Consider the following 19,942-nt stretch of genomic DNA (forward strand, 5'->3'; position numbering starts at 1 on the left):
GGTTAACCGCCCCTTCATCGGGACCCTCTTGCTTTGCGCTTGGGGAATATGGGGGAACCGCAGCTCCCCCATATTCGGGCGGATGTCAGCTCTATCTTTGGGGCAAATGTTCCAGGATCGCCTGTTTAACTTTGTCGGGAATCTCAATTCCATGGGCGCTGAGCACTTCCAAGATGGTATTCTGGATATCCGGGAAGGACTTCTCCGCGTCGCCTTGAGCCGTGGCAAAGTTTTTAAATTTTTCGGCCAAAGCCCGGGCTATCTCTTCCCCGTTGATTTGGACACGTTGGTTCAAGCTAGGACCCCCTTTCAAGTTGCGGCTCCCGTCAAAGCCGCGGATTATCGCCGGTGAACCGGGCCAGTTTTTCCCTTGGAATTCTTCTGGTCCAGTATTTGACGGACAGTAGCGGCCAATTGCGCCGGGTGGTCATCCTGAAAGATATTCCTGCCGATCGCCACTCCTTGCGCGCCGGCCGCTACCGCATCGGCCACCATCTCCAAAAGTTCCGCCGGGGAATTCAGCTTGGGCCCTCCGGCAATGATCACCGGCACCGCCACCGCCGCCACGACCTCCGCAAAGGATTCCGGATCCCCGGTATAATTCACTTTGACGAGGTCCGCTCCCAGCTCTTCGGCGACCCGGGCGGCGTGTTTGATCTTGGCGGGGTCATACTCGCTGTCCTTGGCGCCATCCCGCACGTACATCATGGCCAGCAGCGGAATGCCCCAGCGGCTGCATTGTTCGGAGACCGTTCCAAAATCCTTGAGCATTTCGGCCTCAAAAGCCGAACCCAGATTGACATGGATTGAGATTGCAGTCGCCCCCAGCTCCAGCGCGCGTTCCACCGAAGTCACCTGTTCCTTGCGGTTGGGATCGGGGGCCAGCGCGGTTGAGGCCGAAAGATGCAAAATCATTTCACAACCGGCCGGACTCAATAGATCGTCGATCCGCTCCACCAAGCCTTTATGGACCACCACGGCATCGATGCCGCCATCGATTGCCGCCTGAACGGTGCGGCGGATATCCGTCAGCCCCGGTACGGGCCCGATGGTGATGCCGTGATCCAACGGCAGGATGAACAATCGGTCCGAATGCCGGAATAAACGTTTGAGCCTAAGGTCCTTTCCCGCCATACCGTCACCTCCTTTCTCCGCCGAAACCGGGGCCACCGTAGCCGCCGGATGGTTCAGCGTTCGATAATGGTCTCACCGACACCGATCCCCACATGACGGCCGGGCTGGCAGAGATGGCCCAACAGCGAATCGCCGGGTCGGATCAGCGTGGCGTTCCGCGGTTTGCCGTCGGCTCCCATCAGCCGGATATGCCAGTCGTCTTGCACGATCACATTCAGTTCGGTCCCTTCGATCTCGCCTTTGATCAACAGCAGCGGCCGGATCTCGGTCTTCACCCGGCCGACCGTGAGGACCCGCGTCGCTCCCCGCCAGTCGACGCAGAGCACTTGGCTGCCGGCCTCCTGTTCGGAGAGATAGCCGGCGGTATTCCGGGGCATCCAGATGTAGGAGTGGACCGCGCCGGCATTCACCCGGAACGGCCGCAGGTTCATGTAGGGCAAGTAGTGCGTCTCGGAGCAGACCAGGATTCCCCCGGCGGAGGTCGACCCGACCAGCATCCCTTCTTCCTGAGTCATCAATCCGGTAGTATCCACGCAGGAGCGCCAGCCCATGCCGGCATGACGAACCGCCGTAACCCGCAGCGGCTTCAGTTCCAAGACCGGCGACGCCTCTTCCCGGAGCAATTCCGCCACTCGCTTGATCTCGGCCAGATCCTCCCCGGCGAAAAGCACTCCGTCGCTCCCCTTCTCCAGTACGCCGAAAGCGACTTCGGTCTCCGCCGCGCCGGTGGTCCGCCGTAGCAACGCGGTGCCGCTCGCTTCCAACCGGGCGATAAAGAGTTCCAAGGGGATATTCGTGGGCAGATCGAAATCGACCACCGCGTACCGGTATTGGGCGGCCAGCCGGCACGCTTGCTCCAACGATTCTTTCTGTTGCACCGCCAAAAAAATACAAGGGACGAATCCTTGGCTCCCGGCCCGGTCCAGCAACTCCGGGGATTCGGAGAATACCAGATCGCCCCGGTTCAAATCCGCTAAATCCGCTGCGGCGCGAATCTCAGTGACAAAGCAGGTTTTTTGGGGGAAATGGCCGCTGCGGCGCTGCTCCGGGGTTACCACGATTTTTTCGAGCGCCGATTGATTCACCAGGCTCCAGAGATCGTGGCGCTCAAGCGGGATGCTGCGGCCGTCAAACCAAATTTCGCGCGGTTTCGAATCCATTGTCATCACCCACCTCTTCCGTTTGGTCCACTATACCCGGACCGATCGCAAATAGCGCTCTTCCGCCATCTCCTGCGCCGTGTAAATATATTGCGGCTTGCCGACCAGTCCCACCGCCAGCAGTTCATCCCGGTCATAAAGGCTTCCCCGGGCGACGACCGTGACGCTTACCTTGATCCCGAACCGTTCCTCGAGGCTTTTTAGCAACTCCGGCGGGAGCGACGTTTCGGATGCGTCCGCCTCGACCACCAGGCGCAAGCTGTCGCCGTCGGCGGCAGCCACCCAGAAACGCCGGTGCGGCAATGCGGCCACGATCTCCTCGATATCCCAGAGATCCAACCGGCGGCCACCCACTGTCACGGTATCCTCGGTCCGGCCCCTGATTTCCATGGTCATCTCCCTGCCGCAGGCGCACTTCCCCGGAACCAAACGGGCCCGGTCGCCGGTGAGGTACCGGACCAGGGGAGTGCCCCGGCGTCTCAGGGTGGTCACCACGAGTAGCCCGGTCTCCCCGGGGTCGGCCGGGGTTTGCCGGTCTTCCCGCAGAATCTCAAAGTAAAAATAGTCCGTTTGAGGATGGGGCCGCTGCAATGGACAATCCACTACCGCCACCCCGATCTCGGTCATGCCGTAATTATCAAAAACCGGTACCCCCCAGGCTTCTGCCACGGTTTGCCGCCGCCCCGGCGCCAGCAGTTCGCCGGCGGTGCAAATGGCCCGCAACGAGGGGAAATCGCTGCGCGGATCATAACCCAGCAACCGGGCGGTCTCCGCGATCAACAGCGCCTGTAGCGGTAGGCAGGCCAGTACGGTGACAGGCAGTTTCCGCAACAGATCGACGATCCGCGGGAACGGGCTGACGGTGGAGCGGGCCCCGGCCGGAACCACACAGGCTCCGCACTGCTGGGCCAGGGTCGTGACGGTATGCGCGATCGACGAAATCGAGTAGGGAAAGCGCACCATCACCAGGTCATCCGGGTGGAAGCCGACCCCCCAGTCGCGCAATGCGGCGGCATTGTCCAGATAATCTTGCTTGGATAACCAGACGGAAACCGGCGTGCCGGTGGTCCCGAACGTCTCATGGTATTGGTAAAGCTCGCTCCGGTCCAGGCAAACCAGGCCGAAGGGCGAAGCCGCCCGCAATTCGGCCTTGGTGGCCAGGGGAATCCGCTGAAACTCCGCCAGAGAGCGCAACGGTTCTCCGGAGAAACGCTCCCGGTAAAACGGCGCCTTTTGACAATGTTGCAGCAATGCATTGAGTGCCGCTAAGGTGGTTTGCTGATCCATGGCTCAAGCCTCCCCGGACAGCCGGAGCAGTTCCCGGATATTGCCGCCCAGGATGCGATCCTGTTCCGCCCCGGCCAGCTTCAACAGCAAAATCTTCTGCAGCTCGACCGCGGGATGGGATAAGGGAAACTCCGATCCAAAGACCAGTTTACTCGCTCCCACCCGGGCCACCGCCGCTTGAAGATGCAGGAAGTTGGCGGTGGAAGTCTCCAGATAAAAATTGTCCAGGCTGGCCGCTGCCTCCAGGCCTTCTTGATCGGCCGGACCGAATCCCATATGCCCCAGAATGAAACGGGTCCCGGGAAACTGGCGGGCCAAGGCGACCAAGCGGGCGGTGGAAGCCCCCGGACTATAGACCACGTGCGTATACAAAGGCAGGCCATGCTCCCCGCAACAGGCCGCCAGATCGGCTACGGCTTTGCTGGCGAAGGAGAATTCATGGGAGAGCGGCGATAGCTTAAGGCCGCGAAAGCCCTGGCGAAACCCCTCTTCCAACTTGGCCGGCCCGTCGGGATCGTGGGGATTGATGCAGATCAAGCCCCGCAGTTTCGAGGGATGGCTTTGCCAACAAGCCTGCAGATAGCGGTTGTTCGGTTCCGGATGTTCCGGTTTGGCCCTTCCCGTTACGTAGTCCGTCATCTTGCGGACATCCAGCATTCCGCCGGGCACCACCACTCCCTGATCGATCCCGCTGGCCGCCAATTGGACCAGATATTGTTCGGCGCCGCCGTAGTCGGTTTCCGAAATATGCGCATGACCGTCGATTATCATATCGTTCACCCCTTCCGTAAACAACACCGCTCACTCGGATCCGGCCCGGCGCACGGCGGCGGCCAGATCGGCCACCAGCCGCTCCTGCAGATCCGCCGGGAAAATCCGGTTATCCTGCCGGTAAGCTCCGATCAAGTACTGAAAATCGGCGATGGCCTGCCGGGTGGTATGGAAAAACGCCTCCGGCAAAGAGTAAGCCAGGTACCCGCGGAGCAGCCGGAGCTCCCAATGGTCCGGAGCCTGACTCACCGCTTCGTTCAACAGCTTCAAACCCTTGATTGCGGCGCCGAACATTCCGTTGGTATCCGAGGCATACCGGCCGTTCAAGGCCAGGGAACTGCCGTAGTAGCCCAGGGCCACCGGATCCTGGGGATCCCGGGAGTGGGCTTGCTCCCACAGTTCCAGCCCCATCCGGGCGGCGGTTTTATTCCCGGCCACGCCCAGATCGTGCAGCCGCTTGGCTTCGGCATAAAACCCCGCCCGGTCCGCGCTGAGGGATAGCCCGGCCACCGGCTCGGGCGGACGGCTGTTGGCGATGTTCGCCGCGATCCGCCGCTGAAGCTCCGGATCCGCAGTGGGCGACAACTCCTGATAGACCGCCTCCGCTTCGGCGTCCATGCCCAGACGCTGGTAACATTGTCCGAGGTTAAATAAGATCTCCCCCCATTGCTCCTCCGTCAAAAGGCCGGGGTCCCGGCGACGGCGTTCCGCCAAGTATTCAAAGTCAGTAATCGCGGTGGCGGTACGGGCAAAGAATAGTTCCGGGAGCCGCATGCTGTGGCGCGCCCGGATCAGACGGAGCTTCAGGTTATCGGGCTCACTGACCACCGCCGCGTCGATCGTTTTCATCGCCTTGATGGCATTGGCGAACATCTCGCCGGTATTCGAGGCGTCGCGCCCCAGCAACGAAACGCAGTCGGCATGGCAGGCTTTGAATACTTGGTTCTCGGGATAGAAAACCTGGGCTTTGGCGAAAAAGTCCATGGCTCGGCGGAGCTCCTGTTTCTCCCCGGCCAAGGCCCGCTGATGAAGGCGTTCTCCTTCCGCCAGCACGGTAGGCAATGGCTGGAGCAAAACCAGAAATTGCCCGGCCGAACCGTTCCGGGCCGGTTCCTGCTCAAGGAGCAGCCGGTACTTGGGGTCCTGGGCTTCCGCCAGCAACCGGTCCCGGACCGCCGCCGCGTCGGCTGTTTTCCCCAGATTGGAATAGGCGAGACTCAAGTTATACAACATCTCCAGGTATAATTCGGACGGAATGCCATCGGGGTAATTTTCACAGCAGGAAAGCAAATACTGAAAATCCTCAACCGCGGTCGCATTGCGGTGAAAATAGATCTCCGGCAGGTTCAGACAGACATTGCCCCGGATGATCCGGATCTCAAACTGATCGGGTTCGCTGGCCACGGCCTGATCCAACAGCTTCAAACCCTTGATGACGGTAGCCGAGCGTTCCACCGGGTCCGTCAGGTCCCGGCCCAGCAAGCAAAGGGTGCTTCCGTAATAGGCGAGCACCCCGTGATGCTCGGGAAGTTCCCTTTGGAGTCCTTCCAGAAGATTCAAAGCCTCCCGCACCGCTTGCTTGTCGCCGGATAATCCGCTCTGATGCAACCGCACGGCTTGCTGAAACCGGTCCGGTCCGCCCGAGTCGTCAGCCGGCGCTTTTTTCATTTGTGACAATAAAGAAAACTTTCGCATGGCTAGCCTCCTCTCCACAAATGTCCAGATGATACCCTGGTTCGTTCCAGTTGAAACACAGCTTGTTGCGTCTGTATTCAAGATACGTGCTCCGAAATAAAATGGAACCTTTTTTTCGGCACTTTTTTCAATGTTTATGGAATACAAGCCAATAAGGCCCGACGATTGTCCATTATTACATGGATTCGGTACATTGCATCGTGCCCGGTTCGGCGCGTTTTTGAGGGCCTGCCCCTTGCCCGGACGACGCCTTGAAAACAGTGCGATCCAAAACGGTGCCGCAGCCAATCATCCTCATGGGCTGGGGGCCAAATCGATGAAAATAAAAAGCAACTCTAAGTTCGAGTTGCTTTAGGCATCGGACTGGACGTCCATTCTAAAAATGGGAAGCCAAACGATGGGATTTATTTGGCCGCCGGCAGCAGGATGGTAAAGGTGGTCCCCTCATCGACGACGCTGCTGACGCTGATCTCCCCCCGGAACTGCTCAATCACTTTTTTGGCCACCGCCAGCCCGATTCCGGTCCCCTTCTCCTTGGTGGTAAAGAACATATTCCAGATCTTCGGAATATCCTTTGCGGGGATGCCGCGGCCATTGTCGGCCAGTTCGATCCGGACCATGCCGCCGTCGGTATAAGCGGCGCTGAACCGGATCTCTCCCGGCCCGGTCATTGCCTCCAGGGCGTTGGTCAGCAGGTTCAGCAGTACATACTGAAAGTCCAGCTGGTTGATGGTCACCAATGGTTCGGGCTCGGTGAGCGCCTCGACGATGGTCACCGTTTCCAGCTTGCCGCCCAGGATCACCTTGGCGTTGTCGAACATCTCCTTCACCGAACAGGTGGTGGAAACCTCGTTCCCGGCCCGGCTGAAACGGAGCATCCGGTTGAGATAGTCGCTGACATTGCCGATCAAGTCGTCGATGCGGTGAAATTGCGGCTTGGGATCCTGGCTGGCGGGCATCAGATAACCGTACTGCGCCAGGCATTTCATGGCGGCCAGCATGTTGCGGACATCGTGGACAAAGGTGGAGACCATCTCGCCGATGGCCGACAGCCGCTCGATGTGGCGCACATGCATCTCCAGCAGCCGCTGTTCGGTCATGTCGACGAACCAGGACATCGCCCCTTCTTCCCCGGACTCCAAATTGATGGGGAAACAATAGGCGAACAGGATCTTCGGCTTGGACTCCGGGATCGGAAAGACCATCTCCCGGACGACCTTTTTCTTCTCAAGCAGTGCCTCAAGCAAGGGCGGGTTCTTCACCCCGAACGCAGTCACCCTTCTGCCGATGAAGTCGTCCGGCCGCGCGCCGAGCATCTGGGCCCCGGTCTGGTTGAAATCGACGTAAACCCCGGAGCTGTCGATGACGGAATAGCCCCAGGGGCAATTCTCCAACATCTGCAGTTTGTGCCGCTCGGTATTGTAGAGGTTCTGATAGGTCTTCTGATTCAGCCGGAAGATCGATTCCAGCTCCTCATAGTCCAAAACCGCCGCCGGCTCCTGCCTGCCCGCCAACAGCAGCTTATCCAGGTTGCGTTGAATCTTCCGCGCCAGCCAGGTGATGTTGCCGGCCGACAGATAGCCGCAGATGGCGAAGGCGACGAGCAAGCCGCCGATGATCGGCAGCCAGAGGTAGATCAATTCCCAAAAGGTAATATTGGCGAAGACATGGCCCACCACCACGCCCCGGAGCACCACCGGGTAAAAGCACTGCAGGATCCACTGGCGCGAAATGGCCGACCACTGGAAAGAATAACGAGGCTCCAGCCTCGGCCAGGAACGTCGTCCCGGCACCGTTGGAATATAGCGATCGACATCGATGTCGCGCACATTGGATTTGCGCAAAATGATCCGGTCGCACTCCCGCGAGTAGAAGCCGGCGGTAAAACCCCGGGGATAGCAGTCCATGATCGCCGCCAATTCGGGGCCGGCCAATCGCTTGAATCCGGCCATGTCCCCGGCCAGGAGCAAAGCCTGGTGTTTCTGCAGGCTCACCCGGACCAGACCGGCCAGAGTGCCGATCTGCTCCCGGCGGGCCCGGACGGTCTGATTCCACAGCAGGCAGCTGATGATCAGGATGACACAGGTGACGCTGAGCAATAGCGTCTTTTGTTGCATTTTCTGGATGTCTCGCGTTAGCGAATGAGCCATGGTACCCCCCGAAAATCATAACAAATCTGTCTTTAGAAGCCATGTGATAAAGTCTTTTGAATCGGAAATCAGCTTGCAAAAAGGTTTAAAAAAGACTTTATCACTTGCTTCATGCAATCGCTGTGACTCTTCCGGCTTTTAGCCGGGTTTATCACAGCTCTTTTAGAAGCGTTGTGATAAACCCCGTCCGAAGGTCGGGGTGTTCACAAAAGCTCAGAAAAGCGAGTGATAAAGTCGTTTTTTAGTCCATTAAAAGGATGATTTCCGAATTTGAGGACTTTATCACAGGGCTTTTAGGATAAGCAGCTAAATTTTTTCATTCGCTTACCTCGTATTCATCATCGGCCAGTGGGCCGGTCTCGATTATATATGAATAAAAAGATATTTCGCGGGCGGATAAGGGGTCCGGCGATGGGAGATTCTACATTCAAACTTCCGCAACGTGAAAACAGGCACTCCTCATCTTTAAAAGCGGAGCACGGGCATGAATTGGCGGGCTGTCTTGCACGACAAGATTCTCATGGGGGCCGGGGCGGGCCTGGTGGCGGACCTGCTCCAGGATCGGTTGCAGAGCGTGATGAAAAAGCAGGGCTGGATCCGGCTGACGCTGGACCAATTGGCCGGCAGCCTGTTCATCCGCGATGTTTCGCTGCTGGACAGTCCTTTGGCGGAGCTCGTCAGCACGTTCTCCGGCGTCATCTTCAGCATGATCCTGGGAATCCTCTTCGTGTATCTTCTCGACCGCCTGGGCTTTCGCTACGTCGTGTTCAAAGGCGTGCTCTTCGGGGCCGTGCTCTGGTTCGCGGTTTACGGCGGCCTCTGCGCCGCGCTGGGAATCCCCCATCTCCAAGACCATCAGCCATTGCACGCTCTGGTCCAGCTTCTGGGACATCTGGTCTTCGGCCTGCTGCTGGGGGGCATCGTCGCCTGGTATAACCGCGCGTTATGGAAGGTCCCATAGCGCTTCACCCGCCCCGCGAACCGCAAAAAAGCCGGCCCATTACCGGGCCGGCTCAACTTCTCAATGAGACTCATTTCTTGATCGCGTCGTCAAAAGCGACCGTGGAGGGGCTAAAATCGATCCGGCGCACATACTCCAAAGACTCCTTGGCGCCAAACTCCCGCTCCATGCCGCTGTCCTCCCACTCGATGGAGAGCGGCCCGGCATAACCGATGGCGTTCAGCTCGCGGATGATCTCCTCGAAATTGACGCCGCCGTGGCCGATGGAGCGGAAGTTCCAGCCGCGCCGGGTGTCGCCGAAGGTGATGTGGGAGCCCAGGATCCCCGCCCGGCCGTCCAGGGTGACGGCCGCGTCCTTCATATGGACGTGATAGATGCGCTCGGGAAAGTCCCGGATAAAGAGGTGCGGCGTCATCCCCTGCCACAGCAGGTGGCTGGGGTCAAAGTTGAAGCCCAGGGTCGGCCGGTACTCGAACTCTTTCAGCAACCGCGCGGCGGTGTAAAAGTCGAAGGCGATCTCGGTGGGATGGACCTCCAGCGCGAATTTGACGCCGTTGCGGTCGAATTCGTCGAAGATCGGCGTCCACAGCCGGACCACCTCCCGGAACCCTTCCGTTACCATCTCCTCGCTGGTCTGGGGGAAGGAATACCAGAACTTCCAGATCGGCGACCCGGTAAACCCGGTCACCACCGAACAACCCATGTTTTTGGCGGCCCGCGCCGCATACTTCATCTCCCGGATCGCCCACTCGCGGATCCGCTCCGGATTCCCCTTGCAGTGAGCCGGCGCGAAATTGTCGAGCCGCGGATCATAGCGGTCGGCTACGCACTGGCCGGCCAGATGAGCCCCCAATGCCCAGCATTTCAAATTGTACTTCGCCAGGACCCGTTGGCGTTCCGCCACATAGCCGGGGTCCTCCGCCGCCCGCTGGAGATCCAGATGATCGCCCCAGCAGGCAATCTCCAAACCGTCAAACCCCATGCCGCTGGCCTTGCGGCAGATCTCCTCGAACGGCAGATCCGCCCATTGCGCAGTGAAAAGTGTTACCGGTCTCGTCATCCCAATCTACCTCCTCGTCGTTTTTGTCAGTCGAAAGTCAAAGGTCGAAAGTTGTAAGTCAAAAGTCGCAAGTCAAAGGTCGAAAGTCAAAGGTCGAAAGTCAAAGGTCGTAAGTCCAAGGTCGTAAGTCGAAGGTCGCAAGTCAAAGGTCGTAAGTCCAAGGTCGAAAGTCGAAGGTCGTAAGTCGCAAGTCAAAGGTCGAAGGTCGTAAGTCAAAAGTCGTAAGTCCAAGGTCGTAAGTCAAAAGTCGTAAGTCCAAGGTCGTAAGTCCAAGGTCGTAAGTCAAAAGTCGTAAGTCCAAGGTCGTAAGTCACGATAACTCCTTGACTTTCAACCCTTTGACTCTTTGACTTTTGACTTTCAACTCTTCGACTTTTGACTCTTTAACTTTCGACTCTTCGACTTTTGACTCTTTAACTTTCGACTCTTCGACTTTTGACTCTTTAACTTTCAACTCTTTGACTTTCGACTCTTCGACTTTCAACTCTTTGACTTTCGACTCTTCGACTTTTGACTCTTTAACTATCGAGCTCGACCCAGACCGAACCGCGCTGGCTGCTCTCGACGCAGCAGTTGATGAATTTGACCCCGTCGATCCCCGCCGCCGCCGTCGGGAAATCCAGGTCGTCCTCGGTCAGGGCCAGGCCGGCCCGGTGTTTGGTCAAGGCCGCGCCAAAGGCCGCGTAGAGATTGGCGAAAGCCTCATAGTACCCTTCGGGATGGCCCGAGGGGATCCGCGCCAACCGGGCCGCCGGCGGGTACAGATAGCCGCAGCCCCGCGACAGGATCTGCACCGGCTGGCCGAGGAGCGCCACTTTCAGGTAGTTGGGGTTCTCCTGCTCCCATTCGATGGAGCCCTTGGTGCCGAAGATCCTGACCTTCAAGCCGTTATCGTGGCCGACCGCGATCTGGGAGCACCAATAGACCCCGCTGGCGCCCCCGGCGTAACGGACCAGCACTTCGCCGTTGTCGTCCAGCGCCCGGTCCGGGCCAAACGATTGCAGGTTGGCGCAGAGCGACTGAATCCGCAGCCCGGTGATGTAGGAGACCGTATGCTCGATATGGCTGCCGATATCGCCGACGCAATTGGAGATCCCGGCGTAGCGGGGATCGGTCCGCCAGGCCGCTTGCTTGTTCCCGGCGGCCTCGGCCGGGGTGGCCAGCCAATCCTGGGGATACTCGCCCATCACCACCCGGATCGCGCCGATATCGCCGCGCCGGATCATCTCCCGGGCCTGTTTGACCAGGGGATAGCCCGAATAGGTGTAGGTCACGCCAAACAGCAGGTTCCGCTCCCGCGCCAGCTGCCCCAACTCTTCCGCCTCGGCCACGGTGAAGGTCAGCGGCTTGTCGCAGACCACGTGGACGCCCCGGGTCAAGAAGGCCTTGGCCGCGCCGTAATGGGCGTGGTTGGGGGTGACGATCACCACGAAATCGATGCCGTCCCGGCGGGCCGCTTCGCCGGCGGCCATCTCCTCGTAATCCCGGTAAAGCCGCTCGCCGGCCACTCCCAGGCTCGCGCCGGTGGCCAGGGTATTCTGGAAATTCCGCGAAAAGCAGCCCGCCACCAGCCGGGCCGTGTTGTCGAAGGCCACCGCTTTGCGATGCACCTCCCCGATGAACGAACCCGCTCCGCCGCCGACCATGCCGTACCGCAAAACCGCCCCGCCGGACAGCGTCTCTTTCCCTTCAATCATCTTTCTCACCTCTCATTTGAATGGCTTGCCACACCGCCAAACCCAGTGGACTACCCCCATAACTTATGATCCCGGCCCCTAATTCATGCCGGCCGGGCAGGACACGGCCGTCCCGGAGCGGTTTGGCGAAAAAATTCCCCGCGGCCGCCGCAGGGAAAAGGAAGTGCGTTGCTTTTTGAAAGCGTTGTGATAAACCCCGTCCGAAGGTCGGGGTGTTCACAAAGGCTCAGAAAAGCAAGTGATAAAGTCGTTTGATATCTTTTTGCAAGGCAATTGCCGATTCAAAAGACTTTATCACATGGCTTTTGAATTCCTTCGGCAGCGAGACCGCTTCAATCGGAAGCCGGCCCTTTTTTGCCCTCCTGAACCACCATCGCCATGACTTTGCCGTGCGAGAAGATCTCTTCCAAAGCCATGGCCGCCGCCCCGATCATTCCCGCCCGTTCCCGTAGCCGGGAACGTTTGATCGCCAGATCGCGGGTGGCCAGCGGCAATGAGCGTTGGTAGATCTGCTCCCGGATCGCCGCCAAAAACCGGCCGCCCAGGTTGGCCACGCCGCCGCCGATGATGATCAGCGAAGGGTTGAAGAAGTTGACCAGCTTGGCCAGGACCTGGCCGATAAGCCTGCCGCTCTGCTGAATCATCTCCACGCAGGCCAGATCGCCGTGGTCCGCCAGGTCTCCGACGTCCGCGGCGGTGAGAGCGCCCGCCTCCCGCAGGCGCTGGGATAACAGCTCACTGGCGCCGTTCGCCGCGGCTTCCCGGGCCATTCTGGCGATGGCCGGGCCGGCCGCGACGCTCTCCAGGCAGCCCTTGTTCCCGCACGGGCAGGGCGTGTCCAGCGTATCCACGCCGACGTGTCCGATATCCCCGGCGCAGCCCTGCGTGCCGCGATACAGCTTGCCGTCGCAGAAAATGCCCGCGCCGATCCCCGTCCCGATCTTGACGAAGATGAAATTCTCGGCCTCTCTGCCCAAACCGCTGTGGCGTTCGCCGCAGGCCATCACATTGACGTCGTTGTCGATGTAAGCCGGGCACCCGTAGCGGCTCTCCAGGGCCTGGCGCACCGGGTAACGGTGCCAGCCCGGCATGATCGGCGGCGAGACCGGCAGACCCGAGCCGAACTCCACCGGGCCGGGGAGGCCCATGCCGATGCCGAACAGCTTTCGCGGCCCGTCCCGGTAGGAGGCGAGCAGCCCGTCGATGAGGGCGAAGATCCGTTCCATCACCGGTTGCGGCCCCGCCAAAACCGACAAGCTCTCGGAACGGCAGGCGATGATCCGGGCCTCCAGGTCGCACAATCCCACCTCAACCCCGGTGGCGCCGAGATCGACCGCGATGATCAGTCCGGCCTCGGCCGCGAACCTTAGGGCCAGCCCTTTCCGTCCCAGGCCGTTGCGCTGGCTTTGATCCTCCGCCACCAGGCCCATTTTGAGCAGCTTCTCGGCGTGCAGCGACACGGTCGATTTCGACAAGCCGGTCCGGCGGACGATCTCCGCCCGGGAGAGCGGCCCAAAATCCTTGATAATCCGAAAAATCGCGGCTCCGGCCGCCGGGCCGAACCAGCCGAAGACCGGATTTTTCTCATTTTCCGGTTGACTCATCCATTCCAATCCTTTTCCCGATCGATTGACCGGCGGAACTCCCCGGTCCCGCCGGATCAATATTCATTATCTCAATTTTCAAGGTGCGGCGCAATCGTTTGTCCCCGCCCAAAACAGCGCGGCGGAAGGATGGGTACTGATTCAAATCAATTTGTCCAATTATCGAACAATATAGTGAGATTATTCTACTATATCCGGCCGATTCCTTCTTGATGAAAAATTCTTTCGTCCAATCGTTGCCATTCATGCCAAAACCGGCCTCATTCCGCGGCGGAGAGTTTGAGCCCGGCCCGGCCGCGCCGCATTCAAAAGGCACCCGTAGGGGTGCCTTTTTCGAAGACTCCGGCTGGATATTGCAATATTGAGAGAATCGCAAATTTCCAGGTGGTCCGTTGCAATTATCTGATATTTAGCAGCCATGTGATAAAGTCCTCAAATTCGGAAATCATCCTTTCAATGGACTAAAAAACGACTTTATCACTTGCTTCTCTGAGCTTTTGTGTCCACCATGCCCTTCGGACAGGGTTTATCACAACGCTTTTAGAAGCAGAAACAGCAGAATATAATGATAATGATGATGATCCAGATCCACCAGCCGTCAAAACCGCAACCGCCAAAAAATCCCATCACGGCACCTCCTCATTTCAAGCGCAACGTATCGCTTGGAGCAGTATGACTGGGTCGTTCTGCCGATATCGGGCAACTTGTTGCGCCGATTGCTCCGGCGGTTCAAGCGGATCATGTTACCGCCGGATTCGTATCAAGATCGGTCGCACTGTTGACTCGGGGTGTTGGAGGATGAGCGACACCTATTTTATAAAATAATATATGGCCGTGATCCTGGATTTGGCGACATGGCAAAAGTATTTTCTGTCGGGTATGGAACTTCCGGCGATACGGCGGAGCGTTTCGGGTCCTCGGCCCCATCTCTCAAAGCGGCCAGGCCCGAGACCCGGGGCCCTCAACCTGTCGCGGCCATCAGTTTCAGAAACACTTCGGTCAGGTGGGGGTCAAACTGGCTGCCCGCCTGGCGCCGGATCTCCGCCAAAGCGTAGGCGGGATGGTCGGCTTCCTTGTAGATCCGCTTGTGGGTCATGGCGTCATAGGCGTCGACGATGGCGATGATCCGGGCCAAGAGCGGGATCTCGTCTTCCTTCAGTCCCAAGGGGTAGCCCGCGCCGTCCCAACGTTCGTGGTGGGCCAGCACCGCCTTGGCGAGATGGGCCAGTTCCGGCACTGAGAGGAGGATCCGGTAGCCGATGTCGGGGTGGCGCTTCATCACTTGCCACTCCCCGGGCGACAACTTGCCCGGCTTGGCCAGGATGGGGTCGGGGATCCCGATCTTGCCGATATCGTGCAACGACGCCAGCAGCGCCAGATCATCCAGGAGCACGGCGGGGAGGCCCACCTCCCGGCCGATCTGTAGCGCCAGCAGCCTCAAGCGTTCGGCGTGCTGCTCGGTCTCGTTGCTCTTCTCGGCCAAACTCTTCTGGAGCGAAAGGATCATCGCGTTCCGTACCGCTTTGCTCTCCTGCAGCTTCCGTTGGTACATTCTTTCGTCGGCGCTCCGGAAACACTCGGCCAGGCTTTGAGCGGGGTTCTGCTTGACCGCGAAGCCCATGGCCAGGCTGAGATGGATCGGATCCGGCGGAGCCGTCCGGCAGCGCTCGCGAATGGCCCGGCAAACCTGGGCCAGCCCCTCCAGGCCGGTCTGCGGCAAAAGGAGCAGGAACTCGTCGCCGCCCCAGCGCACGATGACGTCCCGTTCGCGGCAGCATGCTTTCAGAATCGCGGCGATGCGCCGCAGCAATTCGTCCCCGGCCTGGTGGCCGAAGGCGTCGTTGGCCAGTTTCAGGCCGTTGACATCGCCGAGGATCACCCCCAGCGGCAATTCCGCGGGCCGGTCCAACGCCGGCAGCATCTCTTCCAGATAGGTCCGGTTGTACAATCCGGTGATCGGGTCGATGAAAAGCAGTTCGCGCAGGGCCTGTTCGATGCGGCGGCGCTCCGAGATGTCCCGGGCGCTCGACAGCAGCAGCGCCCGGCCGTCCAAGGCGAATTGGCTGACTTCCACCGGGAGTTCCCCGCCGTCCTCCATCCGGTACGCCGCCTCATAGGTACAGCGCCCCCGGTCGGCCAGCTCCCGCCGGATCTCCGCCGCTTTCCCCAGGCAGCTCTCGGCCAGGAGATCCGGCCAGCGCAAGCGCAAAAACTCCTCCCGGCTCCGGCCCAGCTTCTGGCAGGCCAATTCATTCACTTCCAGGATCCGTTCATCGGACCCGGCGGAGGTCAAAAAGAGCAGGTCGTTGGCATTGCGGAAGATCTCCCGGAAATTGGCGAGCGATTCATCCCTTTCCCGGCAGGACTTCTCCACCCGCAGCAACAGGATGAAGGCCACCGTCAGAAAGGCCGCCAGGGACTGGACCCAGTAACCCCAGGCGGGCATCGCCGCCAGCGGCCGCAGCCCCGCTTCCAGCAGATACTGGGCTCCCCCAAACAGCAGGCAGCCACCGAGTCGCCGCAGCGTGACATAGTTGTAGCGGGTCTGCAGCTTGATGAAATGCAGGCCGATTCCCAGCTGGATCCTGGCCGCGGCCAGCGCCACCGGAACCACGCCGAGCCAGGGGTAGCCGCTGCCATGGGCCACGGCGCTCCAGAGGATCCCGGCGCCCGGGAGCAGCCACAGCAGGCGCCGGCCGGCCTCGGGTCCCCGTTCCAGATCCCAGAGCGCCCGCCAGAAAAAGAATACCGCCAGGGCCAGCAGACTATCGCACAAAATGCCGGCCGCCCCCGGAGCGGGCCCGAAAAGCAGCCCCGCCTCCACCCAGAGACGCCCCAGACTGAGCGACCAGCCGATGGTCCAATCCAAGAAGTACCGTTCCTTCCATCCGCCGAACAAACCGTTGGCCGCCAGCAGCAGCGCGGACAGGCCGGTGACGGTCACCAGCGACGGCAAAAGCCAATCCAGTTGCATCGGTTTCCTCCCCGATCGAACGCGCCAAACCATTCGCCCAGGCATTCGAGAAATTCTTCCCTTTCTTCTCTTCGTCACCCCGGGTCCGATCGCTTAGGGCATTTCGGTGAAAAATCCCTAAAATTTCGCCGGAAAGGAGCCTATATAAGTTGAATTAAATTTCTAATATGCATCATGTCCCTAAAGCCTTCCATGATGGATAAATTAAAGAATTTAATTCAACTTATTACCGCAGTAATAGGATGAAATAAATACCGCTTTATTATTTGCATTCGGCTTTAGGAATGCAAATCTTAGTTTAGGAAATTATTTCATCCTATATATCGCCCTAAAACCGGTCGGTGATGCCAAATTCCCGCCAGCTCTCCGGCGGCAGCTCGACCTTGACCATTTTGCGGGCCTCGCGGCAGAGCGCGTCGACCTCGGCCTGGACCCCCCGGCGCAGTTCGGTCTGTTCCATCCAGCGGGCCTTGCAAGCCTGCTGTTCGCTGTGATACTCCTCCAGCTGCCGGTAGCGGCTCTCCAGCCTGGCAATGAACTCCCGGTCGATCCCCCGCCGCGCCAGCCGCTCGGCGTGGGCCGAGAGTCCCGCCAGCATCAGGCCGGCCCGGTTCAGCTGCTCGGCGATGGAATAGTTCTTGTTCACGTTCTCACCCCCTCGAAGATTTACTCATGGGGCGTCGAGGGCCCCATTGGTTCATCTATAGAATACACCATGTGTTGCTTTTGGACAATTCAATAATTGTCTGTAATAAATACAGTTTTCCTCCCGGCGGGTCCGCGCCGCCCGCGCCTCCCCGGGGGCATGGGTTGCCCGAGGTCCGGCGGAGAGCGCCCCGCTCCGGGAAAGCGCCGCCTCGGACCGGACCCGGCTCGCCCCCGGCCGGGGCATCACCGCCCGGTTCCGGGAACGGAACGCCCCCTGCCCCGCGGGAACCGCCCCGGCGCGGGGCGGCGGCGCCCTCCATTGCGCCATTCTCCCCCGGCCCGCAAGAAAAAGACCCGGGAGTCGAAACTCCCGAGCCTCGGTTCGATGAAATCTTCTCCGGTCCGGCTATTCCCGGACCACCAGCAACACCCCGCCGAGGATCAGCGCCGTGCCGGTCCAGAAGGCGATTCCGACTTGCTCGCCCAGGAAAAGCCAGCCCAGCAAGGTCCCGACCAGCGGCTGGAAGAAAAAATAGAGTCCGGCCCGGCCGGCGTCGACCAGCTGCAGCCCCTTGTTCCAGAAATAAAACGCGCCGGCGGTAGAGACGACGCCCAGATAAAGTACGCCGGCCAGGACCAGCGGCCGGCCGAGCGCCCGGCCCAATTGCAGCGGGTCGGCCTGGAACCCGACCAGCGGCGTCATGACCACGAGCGCCGCCAGAATGGCGTAAGTGGTCACCACCAGGGGCGAATAGCCGGCGGGGACCCGTTTTACCAGCACCGACATGAGCGCCCAGGTCAACGCGGCGATCCCCAGGATCAAACCGCCCAACTGCGCAGCATTCCCCAGGTCGCCCACGCCGACGATCAATACCACGCCCACCGTGGCCATGCCGACCGAAAGGGCTTTTTTGGCGGTGATCGGCTCTTTGAGGATCAACCGGGCGAAGATCACCATAAAGGCGGGGGTCGCCGCGGTGATCACCGCGCCCATCTGGGCCGATGAAAGCCTCGTCCCGGCGAATTGCGCCCAAATCGACAGGAAATAGCCGATGATGCCGATGCCCAGAATCAACGGAATATCCCGGCGCCGGATCCGCCAGGACTGGCGGGCGGCCAGGACGATCCCGCCCAGCGTCAGCAGGGCCACCCCATAACGGAGCCAAACCAGTTCCAGCGGGGGCACGAACGCCAGCACCATTTTGCTGACCACATACATGCCGCCCCAGATGCTGGCGGCCAGGGTCAGGCAGAGCGGACCCAGATATTTTTTTACCATGTTCAATTCCCTCCATCGTCAAAATGTCTGAATGGATGGGCTTCGGACGGAAGGAACAGCTTTCTAAAAAGAGCGGCGCGATCCAACCGTCAGAAGCGGACGGCTGGAATATCGTTCTCAAACCGCGGCTTGAAGTACATCGGCGCTTCCTCCTTTCGTATTCTTGGAAAATTAGAGACATATTGGGTCCATTATACCACAGGGCCGGCCGGGGCCCAACCTTTTCCCGCGGGCGGCTGCCGCGGACGCCGTCCCGGCGGAGACCGCTCCTCCCCGCTTGACGAAATTTGCGAAAATGGCAGCGAAGGCTTTTTTCTGCAATTTTTTGGCCCGATCGGCAAAAAGGCGGGAATAAAGTAATTCATTCCAGTTTCACTTTGCCGGCGCCTTTCATAAGAATATCCTGATCCGGTAAAATGAAGCGCTTTTTGCGCAATTCTCCCGGCGCGCGGCCATAAGGAATGATGGATTCATTGCAAGTTGCATGAAATTCTAAAATTGGCGATTTTTCGATGCCGGCGCCGGCGTCTGCGGGGTGAGCGTCATGAAGAGAGTACTGGTGACCGGCTCGCAAGGCTTCATGGGACGGCATCTCGTTCAGCGTTTGCAGGGGCGCGGGGACCTGACGGTCCTGGAGTTTGAACGGACCGACTCCCCGGCCGCCCTGGGGGAAATGGCCCGCCGGGCCGATCTGGTCTACCATTTGGCCGGAGTCAACCGTCCGCTGGACGAAGGGGACTTCGACCGGGTCAACCGGGGGCTGACGCTCGCGCTGATCCGCGCCGTCGAGGCGGCCCCCCGGAGGATTCCCATCGTCTTCAGCTCGTCGATCCAGGCGGTATTGAAGAATCCTTACGGCATCAGCAAAAGGCGGGCGGAACGGGCGCTGATCCGCTACGGACTCCGCCACCGGGTCCCGGTCTATCTCTTCCGCTTGCCCAACACCTTCGGCGGCGGGGCCAGGCCCGACTACAACTCGGTGGTGGCCACCTTCTGTTACCGGATCGCCCACGATCAGCCGATCCGGATCGACGACCCCCACCGGACGCTGCGGCTGGTCTATATCGACGATGTCGTCGCCGCCTTCGAAAAGCTCGTGGACGGGCCGCCCGCCGCCGGGAACCGTTTTTATTATGCGGTCGACCCCGTCTTCGCCATCGGCCTGGCCGAGCTGGCGGAGCTGCTCCGCCAGTTCAAAAACTCCCTCCCGGAGCTCACGGACCCATCCCGCCCGGCCGACGCCCTCCGCCGGCATCTGGCCGAGACCTACCGTTATTATCAGAGCCTGCCCTGAGGGGTTCCCTTCGCCTCACCGACTCGCCCCCTGAGCTTCGCTTGCTATCAGGCGATTCGGGAGATTTTGGTTCACATGGAAAACCCCTTTCGTATGCCAACTCGACGCAGCCCCTCATCCCCGGTCCTTCTCCCGGCCGCCGGGAGAAGGGTGTCGAAGCCCGTTCTCCTTGCCAATCCGTTCCCAAAACCCTCTACCGGCCCTTGACGGGAGAGGGTCGGCGCACGC

17 protein-coding genes are annotated in these 19,942 nt (G+C 60.0%); 2 read left to right on the plus strand and 15 right to left on the minus strand.

The window, feature by feature from the left end; translation table 11 throughout:
• Positions 1–91: 91 nt before the first annotated feature.
• The 7 genes from EDC14_RS00935 to EDC14_RS00965 form a co-directional block, all read right to left on the minus strand.
• A complete protein-coding gene (locus EDC14_RS00935; RefSeq protein ID WP_132012301.1) occupies positions 92–295 on the minus strand; it encodes a hypothetical protein in 204 nt (67 codons plus the stop codon).
• Between the two features lie 44 nt (positions 296–339).
• Positions 340–1,134, minus strand: coding sequence for a 2-amino-3,7-dideoxy-D-threo-hept-6-ulosonate synthase (locus EDC14_RS00940; protein ID WP_132012302.1), 795 nt, complete (start codon positions 1,132–1,134; stop codon positions 340–342).
• 53 nt (positions 1,135–1,187) lie between these two features.
• Entirely contained in the window at positions 1,188–2,294 is a 1,107-nt protein-coding gene (locus EDC14_RS00945; protein WP_132012303.1) for a 3-dehydroquinate synthase II domain-containing protein, read from the minus strand.
• A gap of 30 nt (positions 2,295–2,324) precedes the next feature.
• On the minus strand, positions 2,325–3,581 hold the full coding sequence (locus EDC14_RS00950; protein ID WP_132012304.1) for a phenylacetate--CoA ligase family protein: 1,257 nt from the start codon (positions 3,579–3,581) through the stop codon (positions 2,325–2,327).
• Positions 3,582–3,584: 3 nt separating this feature from the next.
• Positions 3,585–4,352: an amidohydrolase family protein gene (locus EDC14_RS00955; protein ID WP_132012305.1), complete on the minus strand. Its 768-nt coding sequence runs from the start codon at positions 4,350–4,352 to the stop codon at positions 3,585–3,587.
• 30 nt (positions 4,353–4,382) lie between these two features.
• A complete protein-coding gene (locus EDC14_RS00960; protein ID WP_132012306.1) occupies positions 4,383–6,047 on the minus strand; it encodes a tetratricopeptide repeat protein in 1,665 nt (554 codons plus the stop codon).
• 404 nt (positions 6,048–6,451) lie between these two features.
• Positions 6,452–8,197: a two-component system sensor histidine kinase NtrB gene (locus EDC14_RS00965; protein WP_132012307.1), complete on the minus strand. Its 1,746-nt coding sequence runs from the start codon at positions 8,195–8,197 to the stop codon at positions 6,452–6,454.
• Between the two features lie 484 nt (positions 8,198–8,681).
• On the opposite strand from EDC14_RS00965, the gene EDC14_RS00970 reads away from it, so the two are divergent.
• Entirely contained in the window at positions 8,682–9,158 is a 477-nt protein-coding gene (locus EDC14_RS00970) for a hypothetical protein (RefSeq protein ID WP_132012308.1), read from the plus strand.
• 70 nt (positions 9,159–9,228) lie between these two features.
• On the opposite strand, the gene EDC14_RS00975 is transcribed toward EDC14_RS00970, so the two are convergent.
• The 8 genes from EDC14_RS00975 to EDC14_RS01005 all read right to left on the minus strand — a co-directional run bounded on the left by EDC14_RS00975 (position 9,229) and on the right by EDC14_RS01005 (position 18,420).
• The gene (locus EDC14_RS00975) at positions 9,229–10,218 is read right to left on the minus strand and encodes a sugar phosphate isomerase/epimerase family protein (RefSeq protein WP_132012309.1); all 990 of its coding nucleotides are present in this window, start codon (positions 10,216–10,218) and stop codon (positions 9,229–9,231) included.
• Between the two features lie 310 nt (positions 10,219–10,528).
• The gene (locus tag EDC14_RS26520; protein ID WP_165907694.1) at positions 10,529–10,702 is read right to left on the minus strand and encodes a hypothetical protein; all 174 of its coding nucleotides are present in this window, start codon (positions 10,700–10,702) and stop codon (positions 10,529–10,531) included.
• A gap of 34 nt (positions 10,703–10,736) precedes the next feature.
• Positions 10,737–11,915, minus strand: a complete 1,179-nt coding sequence (locus tag EDC14_RS00980) for a Gfo/Idh/MocA family protein (protein ID WP_132012310.1) — start codon at positions 11,913–11,915, stop codon at positions 10,737–10,739.
• Between the two features lie 332 nt (positions 11,916–12,247).
• Positions 12,248–13,519, minus strand: coding sequence for an ROK family transcriptional regulator (locus tag EDC14_RS00985; RefSeq protein WP_132012311.1), 1,272 nt, complete (start codon positions 13,517–13,519; stop codon positions 12,248–12,250).
• On the minus strand, positions 13,500–13,766 hold the full coding sequence (locus EDC14_RS00990) for a hypothetical protein (RefSeq protein WP_132012312.1): 267 nt from the start codon (positions 13,764–13,766) through the stop codon (positions 13,500–13,502). Before EDC14_RS00990 ends, EDC14_RS00985 begins: the two co-directional genes overlap by 20 nt.
• Positions 13,767–14,480: 714 nt before the next feature.
• Entirely contained in the window at positions 14,481–16,493 is a 2,013-nt protein-coding gene (locus tag EDC14_RS00995) for a sensor domain-containing diguanylate cyclase/phosphohydrolase (RefSeq protein WP_165907695.1), read from the minus strand.
• 328 nt (positions 16,494–16,821) lie between these two features.
• On the minus strand, positions 16,822–17,139 hold the full coding sequence (locus tag EDC14_RS01000) for a hypothetical protein (RefSeq protein WP_132012314.1): 318 nt from the start codon (positions 17,137–17,139) through the stop codon (positions 16,822–16,824).
• Positions 17,140–17,547: 408 nt separating this feature from the next.
• Entirely contained in the window at positions 17,548–18,420 is an 873-nt protein-coding gene (locus EDC14_RS01005; RefSeq protein ID WP_132012315.1) for a DMT family transporter, read from the minus strand.
• A 544-nt stretch (positions 18,421–18,964) separates the two neighbouring features.
• Here EDC14_RS01005 and EDC14_RS01010 point away from each other — a divergent pair.
• Positions 18,965–19,714, plus strand: coding sequence for an NAD-dependent epimerase/dehydratase family protein (locus EDC14_RS01010; protein WP_132012316.1), 750 nt, complete (start codon positions 18,965–18,967; stop codon positions 19,712–19,714).
• Positions 19,715–19,942: the final 228 nt, after the last annotated feature.

The organism is Hydrogenispora ethanolica, from assembly GCF_004340685.1.
Lineage (GTDB): Bacteria > Bacillota > UBA4882 > UBA8346 > UBA8346 > Hydrogenispora > Hydrogenispora ethanolica.